This window comes from Pelomonas caseinilytica (assembly GCF_021353235.1).
Taxonomy (GTDB): domain Bacteria; phylum Pseudomonadota; class Gammaproteobacteria; order Burkholderiales; family Burkholderiaceae_C; genus Pelomonas; species Pelomonas caseinilytica.
Genome location: NZ_JAJTWT010000008.1, coordinates 214,401 through 238,065 on the forward strand (window position 1 = coordinate 214,401; position 23,665 = coordinate 238,065).

General features: G+C 72.0%; 20 protein-coding genes. 12 read left to right on the top strand and 8 right to left on the bottom strand.

The window, feature by feature from the left end; genetic code table 11:
* The first annotated feature begins 7 nt into the window (after positions 1 to 7).
* Entirely contained in the window at positions 8 to 2,035 is a 2,028-nt protein-coding gene (gene ligA / locus LXT12_RS19060) for an NAD-dependent DNA ligase LigA (protein ID WP_233393874.1), read from the top strand.
* Here the strand turns inward: ligA and LXT12_RS19065 are convergent.
* Positions 2,032 to 2,952: a LysR family transcriptional regulator gene (locus LXT12_RS19065; protein ID WP_233393875.1), complete on the bottom strand. Its 921-nt coding sequence runs from the start codon at positions 2,950 to 2,952 to the stop codon at positions 2,032 to 2,034. The two genes, ligA and LXT12_RS19065, sit on opposite strands and share 4 nt — an antisense overlap.
* A gap of 89 nt (positions 2,953 to 3,041) precedes the next feature.
* On the opposite strand from LXT12_RS19065, the gene LXT12_RS19070 reads away from it, so the two are divergent.
* From LXT12_RS19070 to LXT12_RS19085, 4 genes are all read left to right on the top strand, one after another.
* Positions 3,042 to 3,863 (top strand): pirin family protein, encoded by an 822-nt coding sequence (locus tag LXT12_RS19070; RefSeq protein ID WP_233393876.1) that lies wholly within the window; start codon positions 3,042 to 3,044, stop codon positions 3,861 to 3,863.
* Between the two features lie 19 nt (positions 3,864 to 3,882).
* Positions 3,883 to 4,992, top strand: coding sequence for an HlyD family secretion protein (locus tag LXT12_RS19075; RefSeq protein ID WP_233393877.1), 1,110 nt, complete (start codon positions 3,883 to 3,885; stop codon positions 4,990 to 4,992).
* A gap of 13 nt (positions 4,993 to 5,005) precedes the next feature.
* Entirely contained in the window at positions 5,006 to 6,589 is a 1,584-nt protein-coding gene (locus tag LXT12_RS19080; RefSeq protein ID WP_233393878.1) for a DHA2 family efflux MFS transporter permease subunit, read from the top strand.
* A 111-nt stretch (positions 6,590 to 6,700) separates the two neighbouring features.
* Positions 6,701 to 8,122, top strand: a complete 1,422-nt coding sequence (locus LXT12_RS19085; protein WP_233393879.1) for an efflux transporter outer membrane subunit — start codon at positions 6,701 to 6,703, stop codon at positions 8,120 to 8,122.
* 10 nt (positions 8,123 to 8,132) lie between these two features.
* Here the strand turns inward: LXT12_RS19085 and LXT12_RS19090 are convergent, their stop codons facing one another.
* From LXT12_RS19090 to LXT12_RS19100, 3 genes are all read right to left on the bottom strand, one after another.
* Positions 8,133 to 9,425, bottom strand: a complete 1,293-nt coding sequence (locus LXT12_RS19090; RefSeq protein ID WP_233393880.1) for a 3-deoxy-D-manno-octulosonic acid transferase — start codon at positions 9,423 to 9,425, stop codon at positions 8,133 to 8,135.
* Positions 9,425 to 10,180 carry a tetratricopeptide repeat protein gene (locus tag LXT12_RS19095; RefSeq protein ID WP_233393881.1) on the bottom strand — a complete coding sequence of 252 codons (756 nt, stop codon included), beginning with the start codon at positions 10,178 to 10,180 and terminating at the stop codon, positions 9,425 to 9,427. Before LXT12_RS19095 ends, LXT12_RS19090 begins: the two co-directional genes overlap by 1 nt.
* A gap of 67 nt (positions 10,181 to 10,247) precedes the next feature.
* Entirely contained in the window at positions 10,248 to 11,645 is a 1,398-nt protein-coding gene (locus LXT12_RS19100) for a phosphomannomutase/phosphoglucomutase (protein WP_233393882.1), read from the bottom strand.
* 136 nt (positions 11,646 to 11,781) lie between these two features.
* On the opposite strand from LXT12_RS19100, the gene LXT12_RS19105 reads away from it, so the two are divergent.
* From LXT12_RS19105 to LXT12_RS19135, 7 genes are all read left to right on the top strand, one after another.
* Positions 11,782 to 12,912 (top strand): sensor histidine kinase, encoded by a 1,131-nt coding sequence (locus tag LXT12_RS19105; RefSeq protein ID WP_233393883.1) that lies wholly within the window; start codon positions 11,782 to 11,784, stop codon positions 12,910 to 12,912.
* A complete protein-coding gene (locus tag LXT12_RS19110; RefSeq protein WP_233393884.1) occupies positions 12,909 to 13,667 on the top strand; it encodes a LytR/AlgR family response regulator transcription factor in 759 nt (252 codons plus the stop codon). Before LXT12_RS19105 ends, LXT12_RS19110 begins: the two co-directional genes overlap by 4 nt.
* A 98-nt stretch (positions 13,668 to 13,765) precedes the next feature.
* Entirely contained in the window at positions 13,766 to 14,473 is a 708-nt protein-coding gene (locus tag LXT12_RS19115) for a substrate-binding periplasmic protein (protein ID WP_233393885.1), read from the top strand.
* Positions 14,474 to 14,537: 64 nt separating this feature from the next.
* On the top strand, positions 14,538 to 16,001 hold the full coding sequence (locus LXT12_RS19120; RefSeq protein WP_233393886.1) for an Ada metal-binding domain-containing protein: 1,464 nt from the start codon (positions 14,538 to 14,540) through the stop codon (positions 15,999 to 16,001).
* Positions 15,998 to 16,492 (top strand): methylated-DNA--[protein]-cysteine S-methyltransferase, encoded by a 495-nt coding sequence (locus LXT12_RS19125; protein ID WP_233393887.1) that lies wholly within the window; start codon positions 15,998 to 16,000, stop codon positions 16,490 to 16,492. The genes LXT12_RS19120 and LXT12_RS19125 overlap by 4 nt, the downstream gene beginning before the upstream one ends.
* Positions 16,489 to 17,370, top strand: coding sequence for a DMT family transporter (locus LXT12_RS19130; protein ID WP_233393888.1), 882 nt, complete (start codon positions 16,489 to 16,491; stop codon positions 17,368 to 17,370). Before LXT12_RS19125 ends, LXT12_RS19130 begins: the two co-directional genes overlap by 4 nt.
* Positions 17,371 to 17,618: 248 nt before the next feature.
* The gene (locus LXT12_RS19135; RefSeq protein ID WP_233393889.1) at positions 17,619 to 19,496 is read left to right on the top strand and encodes a right-handed parallel beta-helix repeat-containing protein; all 1,878 of its coding nucleotides are present in this window, start codon (positions 17,619 to 17,621) and stop codon (positions 19,494 to 19,496) included.
* Here the strand turns inward: LXT12_RS19135 and LXT12_RS19140 are convergent, their stop codons facing one another.
* The 4 genes from LXT12_RS19140 to LXT12_RS19155 all read right to left on the bottom strand — a co-directional run bounded on the left by LXT12_RS19140 (position 19,497) and on the right by LXT12_RS19155 (position 23,662).
* Positions 19,497 to 21,095 (bottom strand): S53 family peptidase, encoded by a 1,599-nt coding sequence (locus LXT12_RS19140; protein WP_233393890.1) that lies wholly within the window; start codon positions 21,093 to 21,095, stop codon positions 19,497 to 19,499.
* 100 nt (positions 21,096 to 21,195) lie between these two features.
* Positions 21,196 to 21,996 carry a phosphonate ABC transporter, permease protein PhnE gene (gene phnE, locus LXT12_RS19145; protein WP_233393891.1) on the bottom strand — a complete coding sequence of 267 codons (801 nt, stop codon included), beginning with the start codon at positions 21,994 to 21,996 and terminating at the stop codon, positions 21,196 to 21,198.
* A gap of 2 nt (positions 21,997 to 21,998) precedes the next feature.
* Positions 21,999 to 22,841 (bottom strand): PhnE/PtxC family ABC transporter permease, encoded by an 843-nt coding sequence (locus LXT12_RS19150; RefSeq protein ID WP_233393892.1) that lies wholly within the window; start codon positions 22,839 to 22,841, stop codon positions 21,999 to 22,001.
* A complete protein-coding gene (locus tag LXT12_RS19155) occupies positions 22,832 to 23,662 on the bottom strand; it encodes a phosphonate ABC transporter ATP-binding protein (RefSeq protein ID WP_419964784.1) in 831 nt (276 codons plus the stop codon). The genes LXT12_RS19150 and LXT12_RS19155 overlap by 10 nt, the downstream gene beginning before the upstream one ends.
* Positions 23,663 to 23,665: the final 3 nt, after the last annotated feature.

Here is a 23,665-nt window from a genome sequence, read left to right on the forward strand (position 1 = left end):
TGCCCCCATGACCGCGACACCCGCCCAGCGCGCCGCCGAGTTGCGCGCCCAGCTCCACCACCACGCCCACCTCTACTACGTGCTCGACGCGCCCGAGCTGCCGGATGCCGAGTACGACAAACTCTTCCGTGAGCTGCAGGCCCTGGAAGCCGCGCATCCGGACCTGGTGACGTCCGACTCGCCGACGCAGCGCGTCATCGGCGCTGTCCTGCCCGGCCTGACGCCGGTGCGGCACGTGGTGCCCATGCTGTCCATCACGACCGAGACGGACACCACCGAGGGTGGCGCCATCGCCTTCGACGCCCGCGTGCGCCGCGAGCTGGGGCTGGCGGAGGCCGATCCGGCGGTGGAATACAACGCCGAGCTGAAGTTCGACGGCCTGGCCATCAACCTGCGCTACGAGGACGGCGTGCTCGTGCAGGCCGCCACGCGCGGTGACGGCGAGACCGGCGAGGACGTGACCCACAACGTGCGCACCATCGGCCAGATCCCGCTGAAGCTGCGCGGCAAGGCGCCGCCGGTGCTGGAGGTGCGCGGCGAGGTCTATATGCGCCGCGACGCCTTCGAGGCGCTGAACGAGCGCCAGCGCGCCAAGGGCGAGAAGACCTTCGTCAACCCGCGCAACACGGCGGCCGGCGCCATCCGCCAGCTCGACTCCCGCCAGGCGCGCGACAAGCCGTTGAGCTTCTACGCCTATGGCATCGGCGAGGTGCAGGGCTGGGAGCTGCCGGCCACGCAGTCGGGCCTGCTGGATGCCCTGGAGGCCTTCGGCGTGCCCGTCAACGGCATGCGCGAAGTGGCCGCAGGCCCGGCGGGGCTGGTCGCCTTCCACCAGCGCGTGGCCGCCGCGCGCGACGGCCTGCCCTTCGACATCGACGGCGTCGTCTACAAGGTCGACTCGCGCGAGCTGCAGGCCAGGCTCGGCTTCAAGACCCGCGAGCCGCGCTGGGCGGTGGCCCACAAATACCCGGCCCAGGAGCAGGTCACGACGCTGCTGGCCATCGACGTGCAGGTGGGCCGCACCGGCAAGCTCACGCCGGTGGCGCGGCTGGAGCCCGTCTTCGTCGGCGGCACCACGGTCAGCAACGCCACGCTGCACAACGTCTTCGAGATGCGCCGCAAGGGCGTGCGCGTGGGCGACAAGGTCGTCATCCGCCGCGCCGGCGACGTCATCCCCGAGGTGGTGGGCCGCGTGCCCGGTTCGCGGCCGAGCTACGTCCCCAACTTCCACATGCCGCGCGAATGCCCGGTCTGCCGCAGCGCGGTGGTGCGCGAGAAGCGGGGCATCGAGTACCGCTGCACCGGCGGCGTCTTCTGCCCGGCCCAGCGCAAGCAGGCCATCCTGCACTTCGCCGGCCGCCGCGCCATGGACATCGAGGGCCTGGGCGACAAGCTGGTCGAGCAACTCGTCGACGCCGGCATCGTGCAGAGCCTGCCGAGCCTTTACAAGCTCGGCGTGGCCAAGCTGGCGGCCCTGGACCGCATGGCCGAGAAGAGCGCGCAGAACATCGTCGACGCGCTGGAGAAGAGCAAGCATCCGACGCTGGCGCGCTTCCTGTTCTCGCTGGGCATCCGCCAGGTCGGCGAGACGACGGCCAAGGACCTGGCCCGTCACTTCGGCAAGCTCGACGCGTTGATGGACGCCAGCGTCGAGCAACTGCTGGAGGTGCCCGACGTCGGGCCCATCGTCGCGGCCAGCATCCACACCTTCTTTGCCCAGCCGCACAACCGAGAGGTGGTGGAGCAACTGCTCGCGGCCGGCGTCGCGCCCCAGGAAAGCGACGGCGAGGCCGACGACCGCCCGCGCCCGCTGCTGGGCAAGACCCTGGTGCTGACCGGCACCCTGCCGACGCTGTCCCGCGACGAGGCCCAGGCCTTGATCGAGGAGGCGGGCGGCAAGGTCAGTGGCTCGGTGTCGAAGAAGACGAACTACGTCATCGCCGGCGAGGAAGCGGGCAGCAAGCTGGAAAAGGCCCGGACGCTGGGCGTGACGGTGCTGGACGAAGAGGGCTTGCGCGCCTTGCTGGCCGGTTAGCGCAGGGCCTCGGGCCCGAGCACGCCCTTGACGTGCGCCCATTCGGGCACGGTCTCGAACAGGTGGTCGATGAAGGCCCGCGTCTTGGCCGGCATCAGCCGGCGGCTGGCTGTCAGCAGCGTCACGGGCAGGGGCTCGTAGCTCCATCCGGGCAGCACCGGCACCAGGGTGCCCGCCTCGACGTCGCCGGCGACCATGCCGAAGGGGAAGCTGGCAATGCCGCCACCGGCCCGTGTCAGCGACAGCACCAGGCCGATGGAGTTGGCCTCCAGCGGCCCGCGCATCTCGACCTCGGCCGTCTGCTTGCCGTTGAGCAGCTTGCGGTACATGCCCTTGGCCTGGGTCAGCACGACGAAGTCATGGTCGGCCAGGTCGGCCGGGGCCTGTGGCGCCGGCCGGGCCTGCAGGTAGACGGGGCTGGCGTAGAGGCCGCGCTCCAGCAGCATGTAGCGGCGGGCGATGAGGTCGGGTTCGTCCACGGGGCCCATGCGGACCACGACGTCATAGGGCTCGTTGAACAGGTCGACGCGTCGTGGCGTCGTGTCCACCTCCAGCTCCACCCGGGGATAGCGCCGCACGAAGCGGGCGAAGCTGTCGGCCAGCACCAGCATGGCGAACTCGGCCGGCACGGAGACTCGCAGCCGGCCCTGGGGCGTGGCCTCCCGCGAGGCCAGCCAGTGGCGCGTTTCGGCGATGTCGTCGTCATGCCGGGCGGCGCGCTCGGCCAGCTGTTCGCCCAGCTCCGTCAGCGTCAGCCGGCTGGCGCCGGGAACGAAGAGCCGGGCGCCCACGGAAGTCTCCAGCGCTGTCAGCCGCCGGCTCAGCGTGGCCTTGGGAAGGTTGAGCTGGCGCGACGCCTCGGACAGGGAACCCGCCTTGTGGACCTGGGCCAGCAGCAGGAGGTCGTCGATCTTCATCTCGTTTTATTTCGTTTCGTTTCTGGAACGGTGCGTTTGAGATTTGCGGCTGTTCACAGGAAATGGAACTCTCTACAGTCCGCCGCACGATGTCAACCGCCCGTCTTCTGCAGCCCAAAAGCCACCGCATCGGTGCCGGCTTCCAGGCCGATGGCCTGCGCGAGCCGCTGGAGTTGCTCGACCCTTTCATCATGGTCGACCACTTCCGCATGAGCGAGCCGGTGTTCGCGCCCCATCCCCATGCCGGCTTCTCGGCGGTGACCTATCTTTTCGACGACTCGGCCGCGGGTCTCCTGAGCCGCGATTCCCTGGGCGGCCAGCATGCCATCCCTCCGGGGGGCCTGCACTGGACCGTCGCCGGCCGCGGCGTCATGCACGACGAATATCCCGCCGCGCCGGGCCGCGAGACCCACGGCCTGCAGATCTTCGTCAACCTGCCGGCCGACCAAAAGCTGCGCGGCCCCGCGGTCATGCGCCTGGGGCCTGAGCAGATGCCGCACAGCGCCGGCGCCGGCTGGCGTGCCGTGCAGGTTTTCGGCGGCACGTCCGGACTGGCCCTGCCCACCGCCGCGAGCCTGTCCATCGTCGACATCGATGGCGGCGCCCAATTCGACTGGCAACTACAGCCGGGCGAGCAGGGCTTTGCCCTCGTCGTCCAGGGCGGCGGCCAGGCGGGCGAGTTGCCACTCTCCGCCGGCCGCGCGCTGAGCCTGCCGGAAGGCGGGCATGCCTGCATCGCCGCCGAGGCGGCCACGCGCCTGGCCGTCTTCAGCGGCCGGCCGCTGCGCGAGCCCGTCGTTCGCCATGGGCCCTTCGTCATGAGCGACGAGGGCCAGATCGTCGCCGCCCTGCAGCGCTTCCAGACCGGCGGCATGGGCCGGCTCAGCCCCAGAAACACCCCGAACGCCTGATCCCCGAGGAACTCGAACAATGAACGCACCGCAAGACAACGCTTCCAAGCCCGCCGCGCAGCCCGCGCCCCAGAACGGCAAGAAGAGCGGCCCGCCCGTGCCGCTGCTCGTCATCGGCGCCCTGCTGCTCGTCGGCGGCCTCGGCCTCGGCGGCAGGATGTGGTGGCGCAGCCAGCATCTCGTCGAGACCGACAACGCCTTCGTCGCGGGCCGCCTGCACCCGGTGGCCACGCGCGTCGCCGGCGTCGTGACGGAGATGCACATGCAGGACAACGCCCTGGTCAAGGCCGGGGACGTGCTGCTGCGCCTGGACCCGGCCGATGCGGCCGTGCAGGTCGAGCGGCTGAAGGCCCAGGTCGCCCAGGCCGACGCCGCCATCGCCACCAGCGCCGCCCAGGTCGCCCAGGCCAAGGCCCAGGCGGCGGCCACAGGCTCCCAGGTCGCCCAGGCGGAGGCCGTGCTGGCGCGCACGGAGCTCGATGCCAAGCGCAGCCAGGCCCTCTTCGGCGCCGAGCTGCGCGCCACCAGCAAGCAGGAGCTGGACGCGGCTCTTGCCGCGCGCGACGTCGCCCGCGCCGACCTGGCCGCCCGCAAGGCCAGCGCCAACGCGGCCAAGGAAGCCGTCGCGGCGGCGGAAAGCGCCCGCCAGTCGGCCAACGCCCAGAAGAGCGCCGCCCAGGCCCAGCTCAAGGATGCGATCAACCAGCTCGGCTACGTCGAGGTGCGCGCACCGGCGGACGGCCGCATCGGCAAGCGCACCGTCGAGGTGGGCCAGCGCGTGCAGCCGGGCCAGCAACTGGCCGCCGTCGTCGAGCCCGAGGCCTGGATCGTCGCCAACTTCAAGGAGACCCAGCTGGCGAAGATGAAGGTGGGCCAGAAGGTCCACGTCAAGGTCGACGCCTTCCCGGGCCACGAGCTGCTCGCCCGCGTCGACAGCTTCTCGCCGGCCTCCGGCGCGAGCTTCGCCCTGCTGCCGCCCGACAACGCCACGGGCAACTTCACCAAGATCGTCCAGCGCGTGCCGGTCAAGCTGACCTTCGACCCCGAGAGCCTCAAGGCGCTGGGCGAGCAGGCCGCGCGCATCGTGCCGGGCCTCTCCGTCCAGGTGGAAGTCGAGATCGCTGAATAAGTCCGGGGCCAGCATGGGCAACGAAAACTACCTCCCCCCGCCGCCGGGCGAGAAGGTCAGCGGGCGCACCTGGCTGGCCGTGCTGTCCAGCCTGCTGGGCGCCTTCATGGCGGTGCTGGACATCGCCATCACCAACTCCTCGCTGAAGGACATCCTCGGCGCGTTGTCGGCCACGCAGGAGGAGGGCTCCTGGATTTCCAGCGCCTACCTGGTGGCCGAGATCGTCGTCATCCCCCTGGCGGGCTTCCTGGCGATGGTGTTCTCCACGCGCCGCTACCTGGTCGTCAACGTGGCGCTCTTCCTCGTCTTCAGCACTTTGTGCGGCGTGGCCTGGAGCCTGGAGAGCATGATCGCCTTCCGGGCCGCCCAGGGCTTCACCGGCGGGGTCATGATCCCGATGGCGATGACCCTGGTCACACGCAAGCTGCCGCTCAAGAAGCGTCCCATCGGCCTGGCCCTGTTCGGCATGACGGCCACCCTCGCGCCGACCCTCGGCCCGACGGTGGGTGGCTACCTCACCGAGCTCTACGGCTGGCCCAGCATCTTCTACATCAACTGGGTGCCCGGCGCACTGCTGATGCTGGGCGTCAGCATCGGCCTCGAGAAGGAGCCGATGAACCTGAAGCTGCTGCGCGACGTCGACTGGTGGGGCATCCTCTTCATGGCCGTGGGCCTGGGCTCGCTGACCGCGATGCTGGAGGAGGGCAATGCCAAGGACTGGTTCCAGAGCCGCTTCATCGTCACCGCCGCCGTCTTCGCCATCGCCGGCCTCTACGGCTGGGCCTGGCGGGGCCTGACGCGCAAGAACACCTTCATCGACCTGCACATCCTCGGCCGCCCGAGCTTCCTCATCGCGGGCGTCATCGCCTTCACGACGGGCATGGGCCTGTACGGCTCGGCCTTCATCCTGCCGCTCTACCTCGGCCAGATCGCCAACTACACGCCGATGCAGATCGGCCTCGTGATCATGTGGATGGGGCTGCCGCAGCTCTTCATCATGCCCTTCGCGGCGCGCCTGTCCACCAAGCTCGACAACCGCGTGATGATGAGCGTGGGCCTCGCCCTGTTCGCCGCGTCGTGCTTCATGAACACCCACATGAGCGCCGACACGGCCGGCCCCGAGCTGATCGCCGCCCAGGTGGTGCGGGCGCTCGGCCAGCCGCTGATCATGATCACGCTGACCAACTTCGCGGTGAACGGCATCCCGCCCAACCTGCTGCCCAGCGCCTCGGGCATGTTCAACATGATGCGCAACCTCGGCGGCTCGGTCGGCATCGCCACGCTGGCCACGCTGCTGACCAACCGCGAGCACCTGCACAGCGCCCGCGTCGGCGAGGCCGTCAGCCTCTACGAGCCGGCCACGCAGGCGCGGCTGGAAGCGCTGTCGCAGAACTTCGCATCCAAGGGCTTCGACCTCGCCACCGCCCAGGACATGGCCATCAAGGCGCTGGACAACGTCGTGCGCCGCGACAGCTTCGTCATGGCCTACAACGACGCCTTCCTGGTGCTGGGCATCGCCCTCGTCAGCTGCGTGGCCATCGTCTGGCTGAGCAAGAAGGTGCTGGGCGGCGCCGCTTCCGCCGAAGCCGCGCATTGATGGCCCACCCCCGAAGCGCTCCGCGCTCCCCTCAAGGGGGCGCAGCCAGTGGCCCGGCAAAGCCGGCTCCACGGCTGCCGCTGGATCGAACCCTCTGATTCGGAGAATGAAATGAATGCCAAGTTTGTCCTGACGCTGCTGATGTCCGCCGCGCTCGCGGCCTGCTCGACGCTGGGCCCCAACTACCAGGCGCCCGCCGCCAACGCGCCTGAGGCCTACCGCGCCGCCGCGCCCACGGCCGGCGCCGAACTGCAGCGCGACTGGTGGCGCATGTTCGGCGACGCTCAGCTCGACGCCCTCGAGGCCCAGGCCCTGCAGGCCAGCCCCACGCTCGCCGCGGCTGCCGCCCGCATCGAGCGGGCCCGCGCCGTCTACGGGGCCACGCGTGCCGACGAGCTGCCGCGCGTCGAGGTCGGCGCCAGCGAGACCGGCCTGCGCACCTCGGCCAAGTCCGTCACCACGCCGGTCCTCGGCGGCCAGCCCATCACCTTCGAGGGCTGGCAGACCGGCGTCCAGGCCACGCTCGGCTGGGAGATCGACCTCTGGGGCCGCGTCAAGCGCCAGGCCGAGGCCGCTCAGGCCCAGCTCGACGCCTCCTCGCTGGACGCCGCGGCCGCCCGCGTCGCCCTGACGGCCGACGTCGCCGCCGCCTACTGGCAGTGGCGCGCCCTGGCCGACGAGGCCCAGGCCCTGCAGCGCCTGCGCGACAGCCGCGCCAAGGCCTTCCAGGTGGCGCAGACGCGCTTCGACGCCGGCGCCTCGACGACGCAGGACCTCGAGCGCGTGCGTGCCGAGCTGGCCGCGGCCGACGCCGACGTGGCCGACCTGCCGCGCCGCCAGGCCCTGGTGCTCAACCAGCTCGCGGCCCTGACCGGCCAGCCGGCGGCCGAACTCAGGCTGCAGGCCGCGCCCCTGGCCACGCCGCCGCAGATCCGCGCCGGCCTGCCTTCCGAGCTGCTGCAACGCCGGCCCGACCTGGCCCAGAGCCTGGCCCAGCTCCACGCGGCCACGGCCCAGGTCGGCATTGCCGAGGCGGCCTTTTACCCGTCCATCCGCCTGACCGGCAGCTTCGGTTACCAGAGCAAGGACCTGAGCGACCTCGTCTCCGCCCCGGCACGCCTCTACAACTTCGGGCCCAGCATCTCGCTGCCCATCTTCGAGGGCGGGCGCAACAAGGCCAACCTGGCGGGCGCCAAGGCCCAGGTCGACGAGTCGCTCGCGGCCTTCCGCGGCCGCATGCTGCAGGCCCTGCGCGAGGTCGATGACGCCCTGGCCGAACTGCAGGGTCGCGCGGCTGTCGTGGAGGCGCAGAACCGTACGCTGGCCTCATCCGGCCAGGCGCTCGCCGTGGCCCGCAGCCGCTACGACAAGGGTGCGGTCAGCTACCTCGACGTGACGGAGGCCGAGCGCACGCCGCTGACCACCGAGCGTGCCCTGGCCCAGTTGCGTGGCGCGCAGTGGGCGGCGACGGCGCAGCTCGTGAAGGCGCTGGGCGGCGGGTGGGGCTCCCGGGACGAGGGCGCGGGCGGCTGAGGCCGGCGCGTCAGGGCGGCGAAGGAGTGGGGTGCGAAACCGCCAGCAAGGCGTCCGCCATGCGGCCGGCGGCACCACGGTTCGCGCCGGCGAAGGCCAGGGCGGCTGCGGCCATCGTCCCACGCGACGGGGCGTCAGCGCAGAGGGTCAGCCCGCGCGTGACCGCCTCGCCCAGCGTCGCACAGCGCTCGGCCGCCCCCGCCGCCAGCGCCAGCTCCGTCGCCTCGGCGAAATTGAAGGTGTGCGGCCCGGCCAGCACCGGGCAGCCGCAGGCCGCCGCCTCGATGAGGTTCTGGCCGCCCAGCGGCTCGAAGCTGCCGCCCAGCAGGGCGACGCTGGCCAGGCCGTAGTACAGCGGCATCTCGCGCATCGAGTCGCCCAGCCACACGTCCGCCGCCAGCGCCTGGGGCGGCGGCTCGTCGGTCCAGGTGCTGCGGCGGGCGAGGGCCAGGCCGGCCTGGGTCACCAGCGCGGCCACTTCGTCGAAGCGCTGCGGGTGGCGCGGCACGATGGCCAGCAGCGGGCGAGGCGAGGGCTGGCGCACCCAGAGGTCGAGCAAGGCCTGCTCCTCGCCTTCGCGGCTGACGGCCAGCATCAGCACCGGGCGGCCCAGCCGCGCCGCCCAGGCCTGGCCACGGGCGATGAGGGCGGGGTCCACGGCGATGTCGTACTTCAGGTTGCCGGCCACCTCGACGCGCGGCGCGCCCATGGCGCGCAGCCGGCCGGCGTCGGCCTCGGTCTGGGCCAGCACCAGGGCCAGGCGCCGGGCGGCGGGGCGCATCAGCGACTCGAAGCGCAGGCCCTGGCGCAGGCTCTTCTCGGACAGGCGTGCATTGGCCAGCACCATCGGCAGCCGGGCGCAGCGGGCCTCGTTCTGCAGCACGGGCCAGACCTCGGTTTCCATCAGCACGCCGAGCCGCGGCTGCCAGTGCCGCAGGAAACGGCGCACGGCACCGGGCGTGTCATAGGGCAGCCAGGTCAGCGCATCACCGTCGCGCAGCAGGACCTGGGCGGCCTCGCGGCCGGTGGCGGTGGAGTGGGTCAGCAGGATGCGCAGGCCCGGCTCCCGCTCGCGCAGTGCGGCGACGAGGGCGCTGGCGGCGCGGGTCTCGCCGAGGGACACGGCATGGATCCACAGCCGGCCGCGTTCGGTAGAGGCGCCACCGTAGAAGCCCAGGCGCTCGCCCAGGGCCTGGCGGTAGAGCGGCTCGCGGGCGCCGCGCCGCCACAGGCGCAGCAGGTACAGGGGCGTCAGCAACCGCAGCGCGGCGGCATAGAGGGCCAGCGCGAGGCCCTCGGGCATCAGCCGCCCTTCCTGGCCAGCTCGTGGGCCGCCTTCAGGCGGCGCATGACCGGTTCGTTGAGCTGACGGCTGACGGGGTTCCACTGCCGCACTTGGCGATCGATCTCGGTCTGCAGCCTGGCCGCAGTGGCGGCATCACCGCTGGCCAGCGCCCAGATCGAGTACTCGGCATGCGCCTCGAAGCTGCCGTAGCGGCGCACGGCCTCCTCGAAGCACTCACGTGCCTCGGCCGTGCGCGAGGTGCCGGCGTAGCTGCGCGCGAGCAGCAGCAGGACCTGGTCGGGCCGGTAGTCGGGGCGGTCGCCCTTGAGCGCCTGCAGGTGGGGCAGGGCGTCGGCGTAGCGCTGGCATTCCACCCAGGCCCACACGGCACCGAAGCGGATGTCGGGGTCGTTGGCGAAGGGCCCCTTGAGCGCGCCTTCGTAGAGCTGCGCGGCCTCGGCGGGCTCGCCGGCGCCGAGCAGGGCCTCGGCCAGGCGCATCTGGTTCTGGGCCGAGGGCGACGCGTCGAGCGCCGCCCGGGCCTCCCGCACGTCACGCCCCGGGTCCATGGCCCGCGCGGCGGCCGTCACGGCCTTGCGCGCGCCATGGTCCAGCCGCGAATTGGGCAGGTAGACGGCGAAGAAGTACACCAGGCTGCCCAGCAGCGGGAAGGCGAAGAGGATGAAGAGCCAGTACAGCTGCTGGCCGCTGCGCACGACGTGGACCGCGCACAGCAGCGCGATCAGGATGTGCAGGCCGCCGATCAATGGCATGTCGTTCTCCCTGGATGATCTTCTGCGGGCCGAGCGCCGGGCCGATCCCAAGCCGGCCCGAGGGGCCTCAATGCCCCGCGGCGAATTTCGCGTCGGGCTTCACGCGCTTGAGCTGGGCCAGCACGTCGTGCTGGATGCGCTCCAGCGCCTCGGGCGTGTGGCCCTCGAAGCGCAGCACCAGCACCGGCGTGGTGTTGGACGGGCGGATCAGACCGAAGCCGTCGGCGTACTCGAAGCGCATGCCGTCGATGGTGTTGATCTCCAGCACGCCGGGCAGGTCCTTCTCGGTCACCAGCGCCTTGAGCTTCTTGACCACCTCGTGGTGCTCGCCCTCGGCGCAGGGCACGTTGATCTCGGGCGTGTTGAAGCTGTTGGGCAGGGCCTTGAGGGTGGCGCTCGGGTCGGCGTCGCGGCTCAGGATCTCCAGCATGCGGCCGGCCGTGTACATGGCGTCGTCGAAGCCGTACCAGCGCTCGGCGAAGAAGATGTGTCCCGACAGCTCGCCGGCCAGCGGCGCGCCGGTCTCCTTGAGCTTGGCCTTGGCCAGGGAGTGGCCCGTCATCCACATCAGCGGCTTGCCGCCGTGTTCGCGGATCCACGGCGCCAGGCGCTGGGTGCACTTGACGTCGAAGATGATCTCGGCGCCCGGCAGGCGCTTGAGGATGTCGGCCGCGATCAGCATGATCTGGCGGTCAGGCATGATCATCTCGCCGTCCTTCGTGACGATGCCGAGGCGGTCCCCGTCGCCGTCGAAGGCCAGGCCCAGCTCGGCATCGCAGGCGTGCACGATGCGCTTGAGGTCCTCGAGGTTCTCGGGGCGGCTGGGGTCGGGATGGTGGTTGGGAAAGTCGCCGTCCACCTTGGAGTAGATGTCGACGACCTCGCAGCCCAGCGCGCGCAGGATGGCCGGGGCCGAGGCGCCGGGGATGCCGTTGCCGCTGTCCACGACGATCTTCATCGGCCGGGCCAGCTTGCAGTCCCTGACGATGCGGGCGGTGTACTCGGGCACCACGTCCATCCGGCCGACGCGGCCCTTGCCGGTGGCGTAGTCCTCGGCCTCGATGCGCTGGCGCAGGCGCTGGATCTGCTCGCCGTAGACGGCGGCGCCCTTGAGCACCATCTTGAAGCCGTTGTAGTCCTTGGGGTTGTGGCTGCCGGTGACCTGGATGCCGGAGTTGCAGCCGTGCTTGCCGCGCGTGGCGGCCACGTAATAGAGCATGGGCGTCGTCACGGCGCCGATGTCGACGACGTCCAGGCCCGTCGAGGCGATGCCGCGGATGAGCGCGGCGACGAGGCCGGGGCCGGACAGGCGGCCGTCGCGGCCCACGGCCACGGCCTTCTCGCCGGCGGCGCGGGCCTCGGTGCCGAAGGCGCGGCCCAGGTGCTCGGCGAGTTCCTCGTTCAAGGTCTGGCCGACGACGCCGCGGATGTCGTAGGCCTTGAAGATGGATGCGTGAACCTGCATGGATGCCTCGGAAGCTGGGGTTTGAAAATCGCGGCGGATTGTAGGCACGCCCCATGGCCGGCCATCCGTCGGCCGCGCTGTCGATCCGTCGCCCATCCAGGGGATAGGCGGGGGCCGCTTCCTACACTCGCATCCCATGACCTTCACCGAAGAACTCGCCCAGGCCCTGCGTCACCAGCGCATGCTGATGAAGCACCGGCCGGACCGCTGGCAGCTCCGGCTGCTGGTCTACGTGATCTGGAGCGTGGGCTTCGGGGCCTTCTTCGCCGTCATGGCCGGCCTGCAGCGCGGCGACCTCGGTGCCCCCGCCTGGTGGCGGGAGCAGGTGCCGGGCAACCTGCTCGTCAGCAGTTGCGTGATGGTGAGCTTCTTCATCGGCTTTCGCAGCTTCGAGAAGCTCGCGCCCCAGCATTGGCTGGACACCATCATGGGCTGGCGCGACTGGCGCTCCGGCCTGTTCTTCACGGGCTCGTCCATCGTCTGCGCCCTGGCCGGCGTCATCCTCGGGCTGTGGGTCGTGGACTGGGTCTGGTCCGGCAAGAACCTGCAGCAGGTGCTGGCCAACGCGGGCTTCTGGCGGCAGTTCCTGCTCGTCTCGGCCGTGATCTCCGGTTTCCTCGGCTGGCGCTACCGTTCCCGCTGGAAGCAGGAAGCCCTGCAGGCCCGCGTCACCGAGGCCCAGCTCAAGCTGCTGCAGGGCCAGATCGAGCCGCATTTCCTCTTCAACACCCTGGCCAACGTGCAGAGCCTCATCGACTTCGACCCCGAGCGGGCCAAGCAGATGCTGGAGCGCTTCACCGACTACCTGCGCGCCAGCCTCGGCCAGCTGCGCGGCGACTCGACGACCCTGGCCCAGGAGTTCGCCATGCTGGAGGCCTACCTCGCCCTGATGCAGCTGCGCATGGGCGAGCGGCTGCGGGTGGCCCTGTCGCTGCCGGCCGAACTTGCCAGCGTGGCGCTGCCGCCGCTGCTGGCCCAGCCCCTGGTCGAGAACGCCATCCACCACGGTCTGGAGCCGCAGATCGCGGGCGGCACCGTCTCCGTCAGCGCGCGGCGTGTCGACGGCCGGCTGTGGATCGAGGTCACCGACGACGGCCAGGGCCTCGACGGCCCCAAGCGCCGGAGCGGCAACGGCGTGGCCCTCGACAACATCCGCGCCCGGCTGACCGCCCGCTTCGGCCCCGGCGCCTTGCTCGAACTGCTGCCGCGCGACGGCGGCGGCACCCTGGCCCGCATCCAGATTCCCCTGCCTGCCCAACTGCCATGACCACCGCCCTCATCGCCGACGACGAACCCCATCTCGCCCAGTACCTCAAGGCCCAGCTCGCCCAGGCCTGGCCCGACCTGCAGGTCGTCAAGGTGGCTGCCAACGGCGTCGAGGCGGCCCAGGCCATCGCCGAGCTGGAGCCCGACGTCGCCTTCCTCGACATCCAGATGCCCGGCCTCACGGGCCTCGAAGTGGCCCAGGGCATCGAGGGCGGCACGCGGGTCGTCTTCGTCACCGCCTACGACCAGTACGCCATCGAGGCCTTCGAGGCGCGGGCCGTCGACTACCTGCTCAAGCCGCTCAAGGCCGAGCGGCTGGCCAGTTGCGTCGCCCGGCTGCGCGCCGAGCCGGCCGCCGCGAGCGAAGGCGCCCTGGCGGAGACGCTCAAGCGCCTGCTGCCGCAGGGCGCGGCGCCGGCCCGGCTACGCTACATCCGCGCCGCCCAGGGCGAGCTGATGCACCAGATCCCCGTCGACGAGGTGCTCTTCTTCCATGCTGACGACAAATACACCGTCGTGCAGACGGCCACGGCCGAGCACCTGATCCGCACGCCCATCTTCGAGCTGGCCGGCCAGCTCGACCCCGAGCGCTTCTGGCAGGTGCACCGCTCCACCATCATCAACCTCGACCACCTCGCCGGCACGCGGCGCGACGAGCAGAGCCGCCTGTTCGTGCGCATCCGCGGCCCGCAGGGCGTGCTGTCGCGCGAACTGCCCGTCAGCCGGGCCTACGTGCACCTGTTCAAGGCGATGTGACGGCGGCCCCCGCGAGAGCCGAACCGGCCGTCGCAGTGGGTAGAGTCGAGGGTGGCTTCGAAGCCTTCACCATGCTGCCGCGCCGCTCCCTGCTCCTGATGCTCCCCGGATGCCTCGCCGGGCTGCCGGGCGCCGCCCGGGCCGGCACGCCGCTGTGGGTCAGCGGCGAGGTGCCGCCCTACCTGCAGCAAGGCGCCCACGGCCCCGAGGGCTATGCCTTCGAGCTCTTCCAGCGCGTCTTGCAACAGGCAGGGGAGGATGGGGAGCTGCGTTTCTTCCCGTGGGCGCGCGCCCTGCGGATGCTGGAAGCGGGCGAGGCCCAGGCCGCGCTCGTCATCACCCGCACGGCAGAGCGCGAGGCGCAGTTCCGCTGGCTGTTTCCGGTCGGGAATTTCCGCTTCGCCATCGTCACCCGCGCCGCGGACGGTGCGGCCTCGGGCGACATCGCCGCCCTGCGCACGCGCCGCGTCGGCTCCATGCGCGGCTCGGTCAGCCGCAGCATGCTGGCCGGTGCGGGAGTGCCGCACGTCGTCGAGGGCAAGGACTACGCCGAGCTGCTGGCCCTGCTGCGGCGCGGCCTCGTCGACGCCGTCATGGGGCCGGACGCCGTCATGCGCAAGCTCGACACGGCCGGCGGCCTGCGACTGACCCTGCTCGACCAGACGCGCGAGCTCTACGCCGCGGCGGGCGCCGCCATGCCTGACGCCATCGTCCAGCGCATCCGCGCCGCGCACCAGAGCCTCGTCGAGAGCGGTGTGGTGGCCCAGCTCAGGAAGCGCCACCCCGACGCCTTCTCCGGCGATTGAGCCGCCCAGGGGCAGGTCCGGAAACTGCCAGTCCGTGACAGCAGGGCGGCCTAGACTGGCTCCCATGTTGACCGGCACCCTCCCGCCCGACGCCGCCTACGCCGCCCTGCAGGCGCACGACGCGCGCTTCGACGGGCGGCTCTACGTGGGCGTCACCTCCACCGGCATCTACTGCCGGCCCGTCTGCCGCGTGAGGCTGCCGCGCCGCGAGAACTGCCGCTTCTTCGCGACTGCCGCCCAGGCCGAGGCCGAGCGCTTCCGCCCCTGCATGAAGTGCCGGCCCGAACTGGCGCCGCGCCCCCTGGCCTGGACGACGATGGACGCCTCGCGCACCCTGGCCCAGCAGGCCGCCGCCTGGCTCGATGCCTGCGACGACGCCGACGCCAGCGTGGAAGACCTGGCCCGCCACCTCGGCATCACCAGCCGCCACCTGCGCCGCATCTTCCAGGCCGAGCATGGCGTGTCGCCGCTGCAATACCTGCAGACGCGGCGCCTGCTGCTCGCCAAGGCCCTGCTGACCGACAGCCAGCTGCCTGTCCAGGACGTCGCCTATGCGGCGGGCTTCGCCAGCCTGCGCCGCTTCAACTCGGCCTTTCTCGAGCACTACCGGCTGCAGCCCACGGCATTGCGCAAGGCCGGCCGGGAGGCGGGCGGCGCCGTGCCCGCCTCGCGGCTGAGGCTGGCCTACCGCCAGCCCTACGACGTGGCCGGCGTCCTGGCCTTCCTGGCGCCGCGGGCGGTGGCCGGTGTCGAGGTCGTTTCCGACACGGGCGTCACCCGTTCGCTGGCGCTGACCCACCGCGGCGAGCGCCATGCGGGCTGGCTGCGCGTCGGCTTCGAGCGGCCGGGCGAGGTGGGCGTGGACCTGTCGCCCTCGCTGTGGCCGGCCGTGGGTTCGCTGCTGCCGCTGCTGCGCCGCTGGCTGGACCTCGATGCCGACCCCGAATCCATCGCGGCGGCCCTGGGCGAGGGCGCCGTGCCGGGACAGCGCCTGCCGGGCTGCCTGGACCGCTTCGAGCTGGCGGTTCGGGCGGTGCTGGGCCAGCAGGTCACGGTCGCCGCGGCCCGCACCCTGGCCGGCCGCTTCGTCGAACGCTTCGGCGAGGCCCTGCCCGGCGCGCCCGAGGGCGCCGGCCGGCTCTTTCCGACGCCCGAGCGCATCGCCGCCGCCACGCGCGACGACATCGCCTCTCTCGGCATCATCGGGCGCCGCGCCGAAAGCCTCATCGCCCTGGCCCAGGCCTGGCCGACGCTCGCCTTTGCGCGCCGCGAAGGCGACCCGGAGGCCGCCGCCGCCGGGCTGACTGCCCTCCCGGGCATCGGGCCCTGGACGGCCGGCTACATGCTGATGCGCGGCTGGAGCTGGCCCGATGCCTTCCCGCCCGGCGACGTCGTCCTGCGCAAGGCCTTGGCCGCTGCGGCCGGTAGCGATGGCCCGCCGCTTTCGCCCAAGGCTTATCTCGACGCTGCGGAGCGCTATCGGCCCTTCCGCAGCTATGCCGTCCTGCACCTATGGAGACACGCATGAACACCCTGCATCACGTCCTGCAACGCAGGATGGAAACCCCGCTGGGCCCGCTGACGGCCGCCCGCAGCGCCGCCGGCCTTTCGGGCCTGTGGTTCGACGGCCAGAAGCACCACCCCGGGCCGCTGGCCGTGCCCGAGGACGACGGCAGCGACCCCGTGCTCTCGGCCACCGCGGCGGCCCTGGCGGCCTATTTCAGCGGCAAGCCTTTCACGCTGCCGCCGCTGGACCCGGCCGGCACGGCCTTCCAGCGCGAGGTCTGGCAGGCCCTGCTCGATATCGCGCCCGGCGCCCCCGACACCTACGGCGCCCTGGCCGAACGCCTCGGTCGCGCGCAGGCCGCCCGCGCCCTGGGCGCGGCCGTGGGGCGCAACCCCATCTCCATCCTCATCCCCTGCCACCGCGTCGTGGGCGCCGACGGCTCCCTCACCGGCTACGCCGGCGGGCTGGAGCGCAAGAAGGCCCTGCTGAGCCTGGAGGGCCGCCCCGCATGAAGACATTCGACATCGGCGAGCTGGTGCTGCTCGCCGCGCTCTGGGGCGCTTCCTTCCTCTTCATGCGCCTCGGGGCCCATGAGTTCGGGCCCATCCCGCTGGCCGCCGTGCGCGTGGGCCTGGCCAGCGCCATGCTGGTGCCGCTGCTGGCCTCGCGTGGCCAGCTTGGCGAGCTGCGCCGGCACTGGAAAGGGCTGCTGCTCGTGGGGGCGCTCAACAGCGCCGTCCCTTTCGCGCTGTTCTCCTTCGCGGCCCTGTCCATCACGGCCGGCCTGTCCAGCATCGTCAACGCCACCACGCCGCTGTGGACGGCGGTGGTCGCCTTCGTCTGGCTGCGCCAGGGCCTCACGCCCTCGCGGGTCCTGGGCCTCGTCGTCGGCTTTGCCGGCGTGGCCTTCCTGGCCTGGGACAAGGCCAGCTTCAAGCCCGGCGCCGACCACACCGGCTTCTGGGCCGTGCTGGCCTGCGCTGCGGCGACGCTCTGCTACGGCATCGCGGCCAACGCCACCAAGCGCTACCTCACGGGCGCCTCGCCACTGGCCGTGGCAACCGGCAGCCAGTTCGCCGCCGCGCTGATGCTTGCGCTACCAGCGGCCTGGCAATGGCCGGCGGCCATGCCGGGCGCCGTGGCCTGGGGCGCTGCCCTGGGGCTCGCGGCCCTGTGCACGGCGCTGGCCTACATCCTCTACTTCCGCCTGATGAGCCGGGTCGGCCCGACGAACGCCGTGTCCGTCACCTTCCTGATCCCGCTCTTCGCCATCCTCTGGGGCGCCATCTTCCTGCAGGAGGCGATCACGGCGCAGATGGTGGCGGGCGGCGCCGTCGTGCTGGTGGGCATCGCGCTCGCGCTCGGGCTGGTGGGCGGCCGACGCGCCTGAGAACTGCCCCCGGCCCAACCCCGCGCGCTGAACGCGGCGCGTGTCTGGTCCGCCCCCCGAGGGGGCGGCGATGCTTGCGGCGTCGAGCCGCAAGCACATCGCCAGCGCGGGCCGGCTCGGGAGCGGCCCAGCGCTCGGCCCGCAATACGCCCGTTTCATGCGTCGTCACTTCGATGGTAGCGTTCGGGTTTGGTTGCTGGTAGCGCTACCTTTTGCCCGGCGGCCACCACGACACCCACGGAGACCGCATGCCCCTCTCGACCCTCGCTTCCCTCGGCGCCAAGCCTCGGCGCCGTCCTGCCTTCGTCCTGGCCCTGGCCCTCTTTGCCGCTCTGGGGAGCGCCGTCGCCCAGCCCTCGGGCGGGCCCTATGGCCCCGTGCCGCAGCGCTACGAAGTGCCCAAGACCGGGCACGTGGTGTTCGTGGCTCCCGACGGGCGCGCCGAGGCGGCTGGCGCGACGCCCGCCGAGCCCACCGCCCTCGAGGCCGCCGTGGCCCGCGTCGTCACCGGCGACACCATCGTGCTGCGCGGCGGCACCTACCGCACCGGGGGTCTGGAACTCAACCAGGGCGTCACCCTGCAGCCCTACCTCGACGAGCAGCCGGTGCTCAAGGGCACGCGCGTGGCGGCGCAGTGGGAAAACCTCGGCCACGGCGTCTGGCGCACGCGCTGGGCCACGCTCTTCCCCGCCAAGCCCATGGGCTGGTGGCAGCGTGACCGCGAGGGCATGCAGACGCCGCTGCACCGCTTCAATGCCGACATGGTCTTCATCGACGGCGAGCCGCTGCGGTCGGCCGGTTGGGAAGGCGAGGTGAGCGCCAAGGCCTTCTACGTCGACTACGAGCGGGGCTACGTCTACATCGGCACCGACCCGGCCGGCCGCCTCGTCGAGATCACGGCCCACGACATCGCCCTGCACCGGCCCTCGCGCGAGGTGAACGGCAAGCCTTCGGACCGCAAGGGCTTCACGCTGCGCGGCCTGACCTTCACCCAGTACGCCTACCGGGCCATCGACATCGAGGGCAAGAAGCCGTCCGCCCCCATCACCGCCGAGCCGACCGACGACCCGGTGGGCCCCTCGCCCGAGGCCGAGCATGGCAAGGAGGTCGTCGGCACCGTGCTGGAGAACGTCACCATCAGCCACTGCTCCCGCGTGGCGGGCTATTTCCGAGGTGACCGCCTCGTCATCCGCAATTCCCTGATCAGCGACACGGGCACCGAAGGCATCTACGTCATCGGCTCGTCGGACGTGCTGCTGGAGCGCAACCTCATCCGCCGCAACAACGTCCATGGCCTGACGGGTTACTTCCCGGCCGCCGTCAAGATCTTCAACCAGTCCAACCGCGTCGTCGTGCGCGACAACCTCGTCATCGAGCAGCCCAATTCCAACGGCGTCTGGTACGACGTGGGCAATGTCGACGGCGTGTTCGTCAACAACCATGTCGAAGGCGCCCAGGCCGGCCTCTTCTTCGAGATCTCCAAGGGCATCACCGTCGCCGGCAATGTCTTCGTCGACAACCAGCAGGGCGTGCGCATCCTGAACAGCTCGGGCGCCAAGGTCCTGCACAACAGCTTCGTGAACTCGCCGGCCCTGTTCGAGCGCAACGAGCGCAGCGCCCAGGGCGATCACTTCGGCTGGCACCCGCAGACAGGCCCCGACGTGAACGAGCGCGTCGGCCATGTCTTCGAGGGCAACCTGCTGGTGGCCGATGCCGGCTTCAAGGGGCCGCTGCTGCGCCTGGAGCAGTCGCCGGCGACCTGCGGCAAGGTCACCGCGCCCATGGCGGCCCGCGTCGACGGCAACCTCTACCTGCGCGCGGGCGGCGCCGGCCAGCCGCTGGTGCGCTGGGCGCCGCTGCCCGGCCCGGCCTGCCAGGCGGAGTTCCCCTCGCTGGAAGCGCTGCGTCAGGCCGTGCCGGGCGTGGAGGCGGGCAGCCGGGCGCTGCAGCCCTACGACGGGGCGGTGTTCCGAAGCCGCGAGCTGCGCCGCTTCGAGCTGGCCGGCGTGCCCCCGGGCGTGCGGCCCGAGCCGGTGCCCGAGGCAGTGCGCAAGCTGCTGGGCTGGCGCGAAGCCAGCCACCTGCCGGGGGCCTTGCCGGCGGTGGCGCCGGCACAGGCCCGCTAGCTACACGCCGTTCAGGTGCGTGATCAGGGCCTTGACGTTGGGAACACCCAGGCCGGTGACCATGTCGTAGCCGGTCGTGGCGTCGTAGGCGCCGTTGCTGCCGGCGGTGATGTCGCGGAAGGCATCGGTCCCCTGCAGGCGGTAGATCAGCGGGTTGAGGAAGGGTAGGGGCTTCTTGCCCGCCGTGACCCTCGCCTCGTTGATGAGTGCACAGAAACCGGCCCAGGCCGGCGCGCTCCAACTGGTGCCGCCGTAGGCGGCGGGGCTGCCATCCAGCACGACGAGGCCGCCGTAATTGGGGTCGGCCGTGAGGCTCACGTCCGGCACCTGGCGGGTGGTTCCGCCGCCGGCCACCTTCTGCCAGGCCGGCCGCTTGAAGTAGCGGCTCTTGCCGCCGCCTCCGCTGCGCCAGCCGACCTCCTTGGCGACGTTGCCGTTGGCCGCGAGCTTGAGGGTGGTCCCGCCGACGCCGATGACGCAGGGGTCCGACGATTCGTACTCCGCCTGCAGCGGCCCGCCGGCGTTGTGGCCGGTGGAGTCGGGGTTGGAGCCGGCATCGCCGCTGGACACGAAGACGTTGATGCCGGCCGCGGCCAGGCGCAGGAACTTGGCGTGCTCGGTCTTCACCTCGCCCGGCGCCATGTAGGCCTCGCCCAGCCCCAGGCTCATCGACACCTGCCTGAGCCCGGGGTCGGAGGCGGCGTCCAGCAGCACCCGGTCCAGGGCCTTGTCGATGTCGGTGAAGGCGAGGGAGCCGGTGGCGTAGATGGTGACCTTGGCGCCCGTGGCGATGCCGCTGGCCCACTGCGCGTCCAGCGTCTCCTCGCCTGACGGAGGCGGCAGTTCCACCTCGTTGACGTTGACGACGGTGAGCCTCTTGGCATCGGCGGCGATGCCGCAGATCTGCCAGAAGCTCGCCATGTCCGAGGCCTTGGGCGGCGCGTCGATGATGATGGCGATGGTCTGGCCCTTGCCGCTCAGGTGCAGGCCGTCGGCCCCGTAGGCCTTGAGCAGCTGCGCCGGCCGATAACCCGGCGGCTGGGCGGCATGCGTCTTGGCCTGGGTGTCGCTGCCGTCGGCCGGGCGGCGCAGCGGCGGGCAGCGGCGGGCATGCTTGCGCGCCTGCCGGTGCGGCTGCAGGCCGCCGATGGCGCGCACGTTGGCCGCCACGCTGTCCGGCAGGCTGGGCGCATTGCGGGCGGACGTGTAGGTGATGCCGTCGCTCGTCACGCGCACCAGTTCCACCTGCAAGGCCTTGGCCACGTCGCCGGCCTTGGCGCTGGCGTAGACGCTGGTGTGGTCAGGCGACACCGAAGTCACCGCGAAGTGCTGCTTCTTCAACCACTCCAGCAGCGGCTCGACCTGCTGCTTGCTCATGCCGTACCTGGCGTTGAGCTCCGCCAAGGGGACGGTCTCGCCCTTCTCGACGCGGGCCTCCAGGTCCTCGTTGGCCTGGCCGTCGGGAGACAGGGAAAAGTGCACCTGCATCACTTCGTCGTGGTGCGGGGCCTCCGCGGCGTGCACGTTGAAGCCCGTGGCCGTCAGGCCGGGCTGGGGGGGCAGCTCCAGCACGCTGTCGTGGAAAAGCTTGCGCGACATAGGCACCTCGCTCTCAGAGCAGTTCGGGAGCGGCCATGGTCTGCCTCGCCGGCATCGCATGAATCCCGAAACTTGATGAACCGACAGCTTGGCGAAACGTTCAGCGCGTCAGCGCCCGCCTGAGGCCGAAGCTGGCGGCGTCGACCAGGGCCACCAGCACCAGCATCGCCGCCAGCACGGTGGCCGTCTTGTCCATCTGGAACAGGCCCATGTGGAACATCAGCAGCTGTCCCAGGCCGCCGGCGCCGACGACGCCCAGCACGGCCGCGGCGCGGATGTTGTTCTCCCAGCGATAGAGCGTGTAGCTCATCAGCTGCGGCAGGACGAGGGGCAGGGTGGCATACAGGAACACGCGGACCGTGCCGGCGCCCTGCGCGCGCAGCGCCGCGCCCGGGCCGGGCGGCGCGTTCTCGATGGCCTCGGCGAAGAGGCGGCCCAGCACGCCGCTCGTGTGGATGGCCAGGGCCAGCGTGCCGGCGAAGGGGCCGAGGCCCGCGCTGATCAGCAGCATGGACGCCCACACCAGCTCCGGCACCGAGCGCAGGGCGTTCAGGAAGAGGCGGGCCAGGCCGCGGCCGCGGTGCAGGCGGCTCGCCGGCAAGGCCAGGGCCACGCCCAGCACCGCCGCGAGGGCCGTGCCCAGGGCCGACATCGCCAGCGTCTCCCAGGCGCCCTCGGCTACCTTGCGCACGAAGGCTGGGCTCAGGTCGGGCGGGAAGAACTCGCCCAGGAAGCGGCCCATGCCGGCCAGGGCCTCGCCCGACAGGAAGGCCGCCAGGTGCAGGTCCAGCGACAGGAAGCTCGCGACCACCAGGGCCAGCACGGCCGCCACCAGCCAGGCGGCGCGGCTGCGGGCCGTGAACAAGGGCGGCGGCAGGCGGTGGGGGCGGGGGGCGGTCATGGTCAGGCGAGGGCGCGGCGCAGGGCGGCGCTGAGTCGGTCGGCCAGGGCGACCAGGGCCACGAACACCAGCAGCATGGCCGAGACCTCGCCGCCGGCGAACATCTTCATCGAACTGTCCATCTGCTGGCCCAGGCCGCCCGCGCCGACGAAGCCGAGGACGACGGAGCTGCGGATGGCGCATTCCCAGCGGTAGACGGTGTAGCTCGTCAGCTCGGCCGCGTTCTGCGGCAGCAGCCCGTAGGCGAAGGCCTGCAGCCGGCCCGCGCCGTTGCGCAGCAAGGTGCGGGTGACGTGGGCGTCGCCGCTCTCCAGGATCTCTGCATAGACCTTGCCCAGCATGCCGCCGTAGGTGAGGGCGATGGCCAGCACCCCGGCCGCCGGCCCGAGGCCGACCACCCGCACGAACACCAGGGCCCACACCAGTTCCGGCATGCTGCGCAGCACGATGAGCAGGCCCCTGACCGCCTGTCGCAGCGCATAGGGCAGGGGCGCCATGCGCCCGGCGGCCAGGGCTGACACCGACAGCGCCCGGGTGGCCGCCAGCGTCAGCGGCACCGCCAGCAGCAGGGCGAGGGCGATGCCCGCCGTCGCGATGGCCACGGTGCGCCAGGTCTCCCGGGCCAGCATCAACAGGAAGTCACCGCCCAGCGCCGGCGGGAAGAAGGCGCCGACGAAGCGCCCCATGACGCGCAGCGAGTCGGGCTCCAGCAGCGCCCAGGGCTTGAATTCGGTGGCCACGAGCAGGGGCCACAGCAGGGCGAGGCCGGCGGCGGCCAGGCCCAGGCGGCCCAGCCAGGCCGGGTCGCGCCGGGCGGCGTCCGAGGCAGCCCGGTTCAGCGGCATTGCATGACCACCGGTGGCGCCGGCTGAGGGCGGTCGTCGGCGGGCGGGGCTGCGCCGTGCAATTCGTCCTCATGCTGGGCGTACAGGCGCTCCAGCAGCTCGGGCGTGACCTCGGCGGCGGGCCGGTCGAAAAGCAGCCGGCCGTCGCGCAGGCCGAGCACGCGCGGGAAGTGCGCCAGCGCGGCATCGACCTGATGCAGCGTCGCGACCAGGGTGACGCCGCGCGCCCCGGCTTCGCGCACCAGCGTGGCGGCGGCGCGCCGGGCCCGGGCGGGGTCCAGGGCCGAGAGCGGTTCGTCCACCAGCCAGAGGCCGGCCGGCGACACCAGCGCCCGCGCCAGGCCCACGCGCTGGCGCTCGCCGCCCGAGAGGCGGTCGACCCGCTCGAAGAGCTTGTCGCCCAGCTCGAAGGCCTGCAGCGCCGCGTCGGCCGCCGGGATGTCGGCCGGGTAGACGAGCGAACGCAGGGCCTTCCACAGGCTCCAGGCCGGCAGCCGGCCCGCGAGCACGGCCGTGACGACCCGTTGCCGCGGTGGCAGCGGCGGCACCTGCGGGACGAGGATCAACCGCCCGCGCAGCGCCCGCAGTGCGCGGCGCGGCAGGGCCCAGGGCGCGGCGCCGTCCACCGCGATCCGGCCTTGCGATGGCGGGCGTGCGCAGGCCAGCACCTCCAGCAGCGTGGTCTTGCCGGCGCCCGAGGGGCCGATGACGGCGACCTGCTCGCCGGCCGCGATGTCCAGCGTCAGCGAAGCGAGGGCGTCGGCGGCGGTGCGGCCGGCCGTGGCGTGGCGGGCGTAAAGGTCTTGCAGCGAAATCTTCACCGG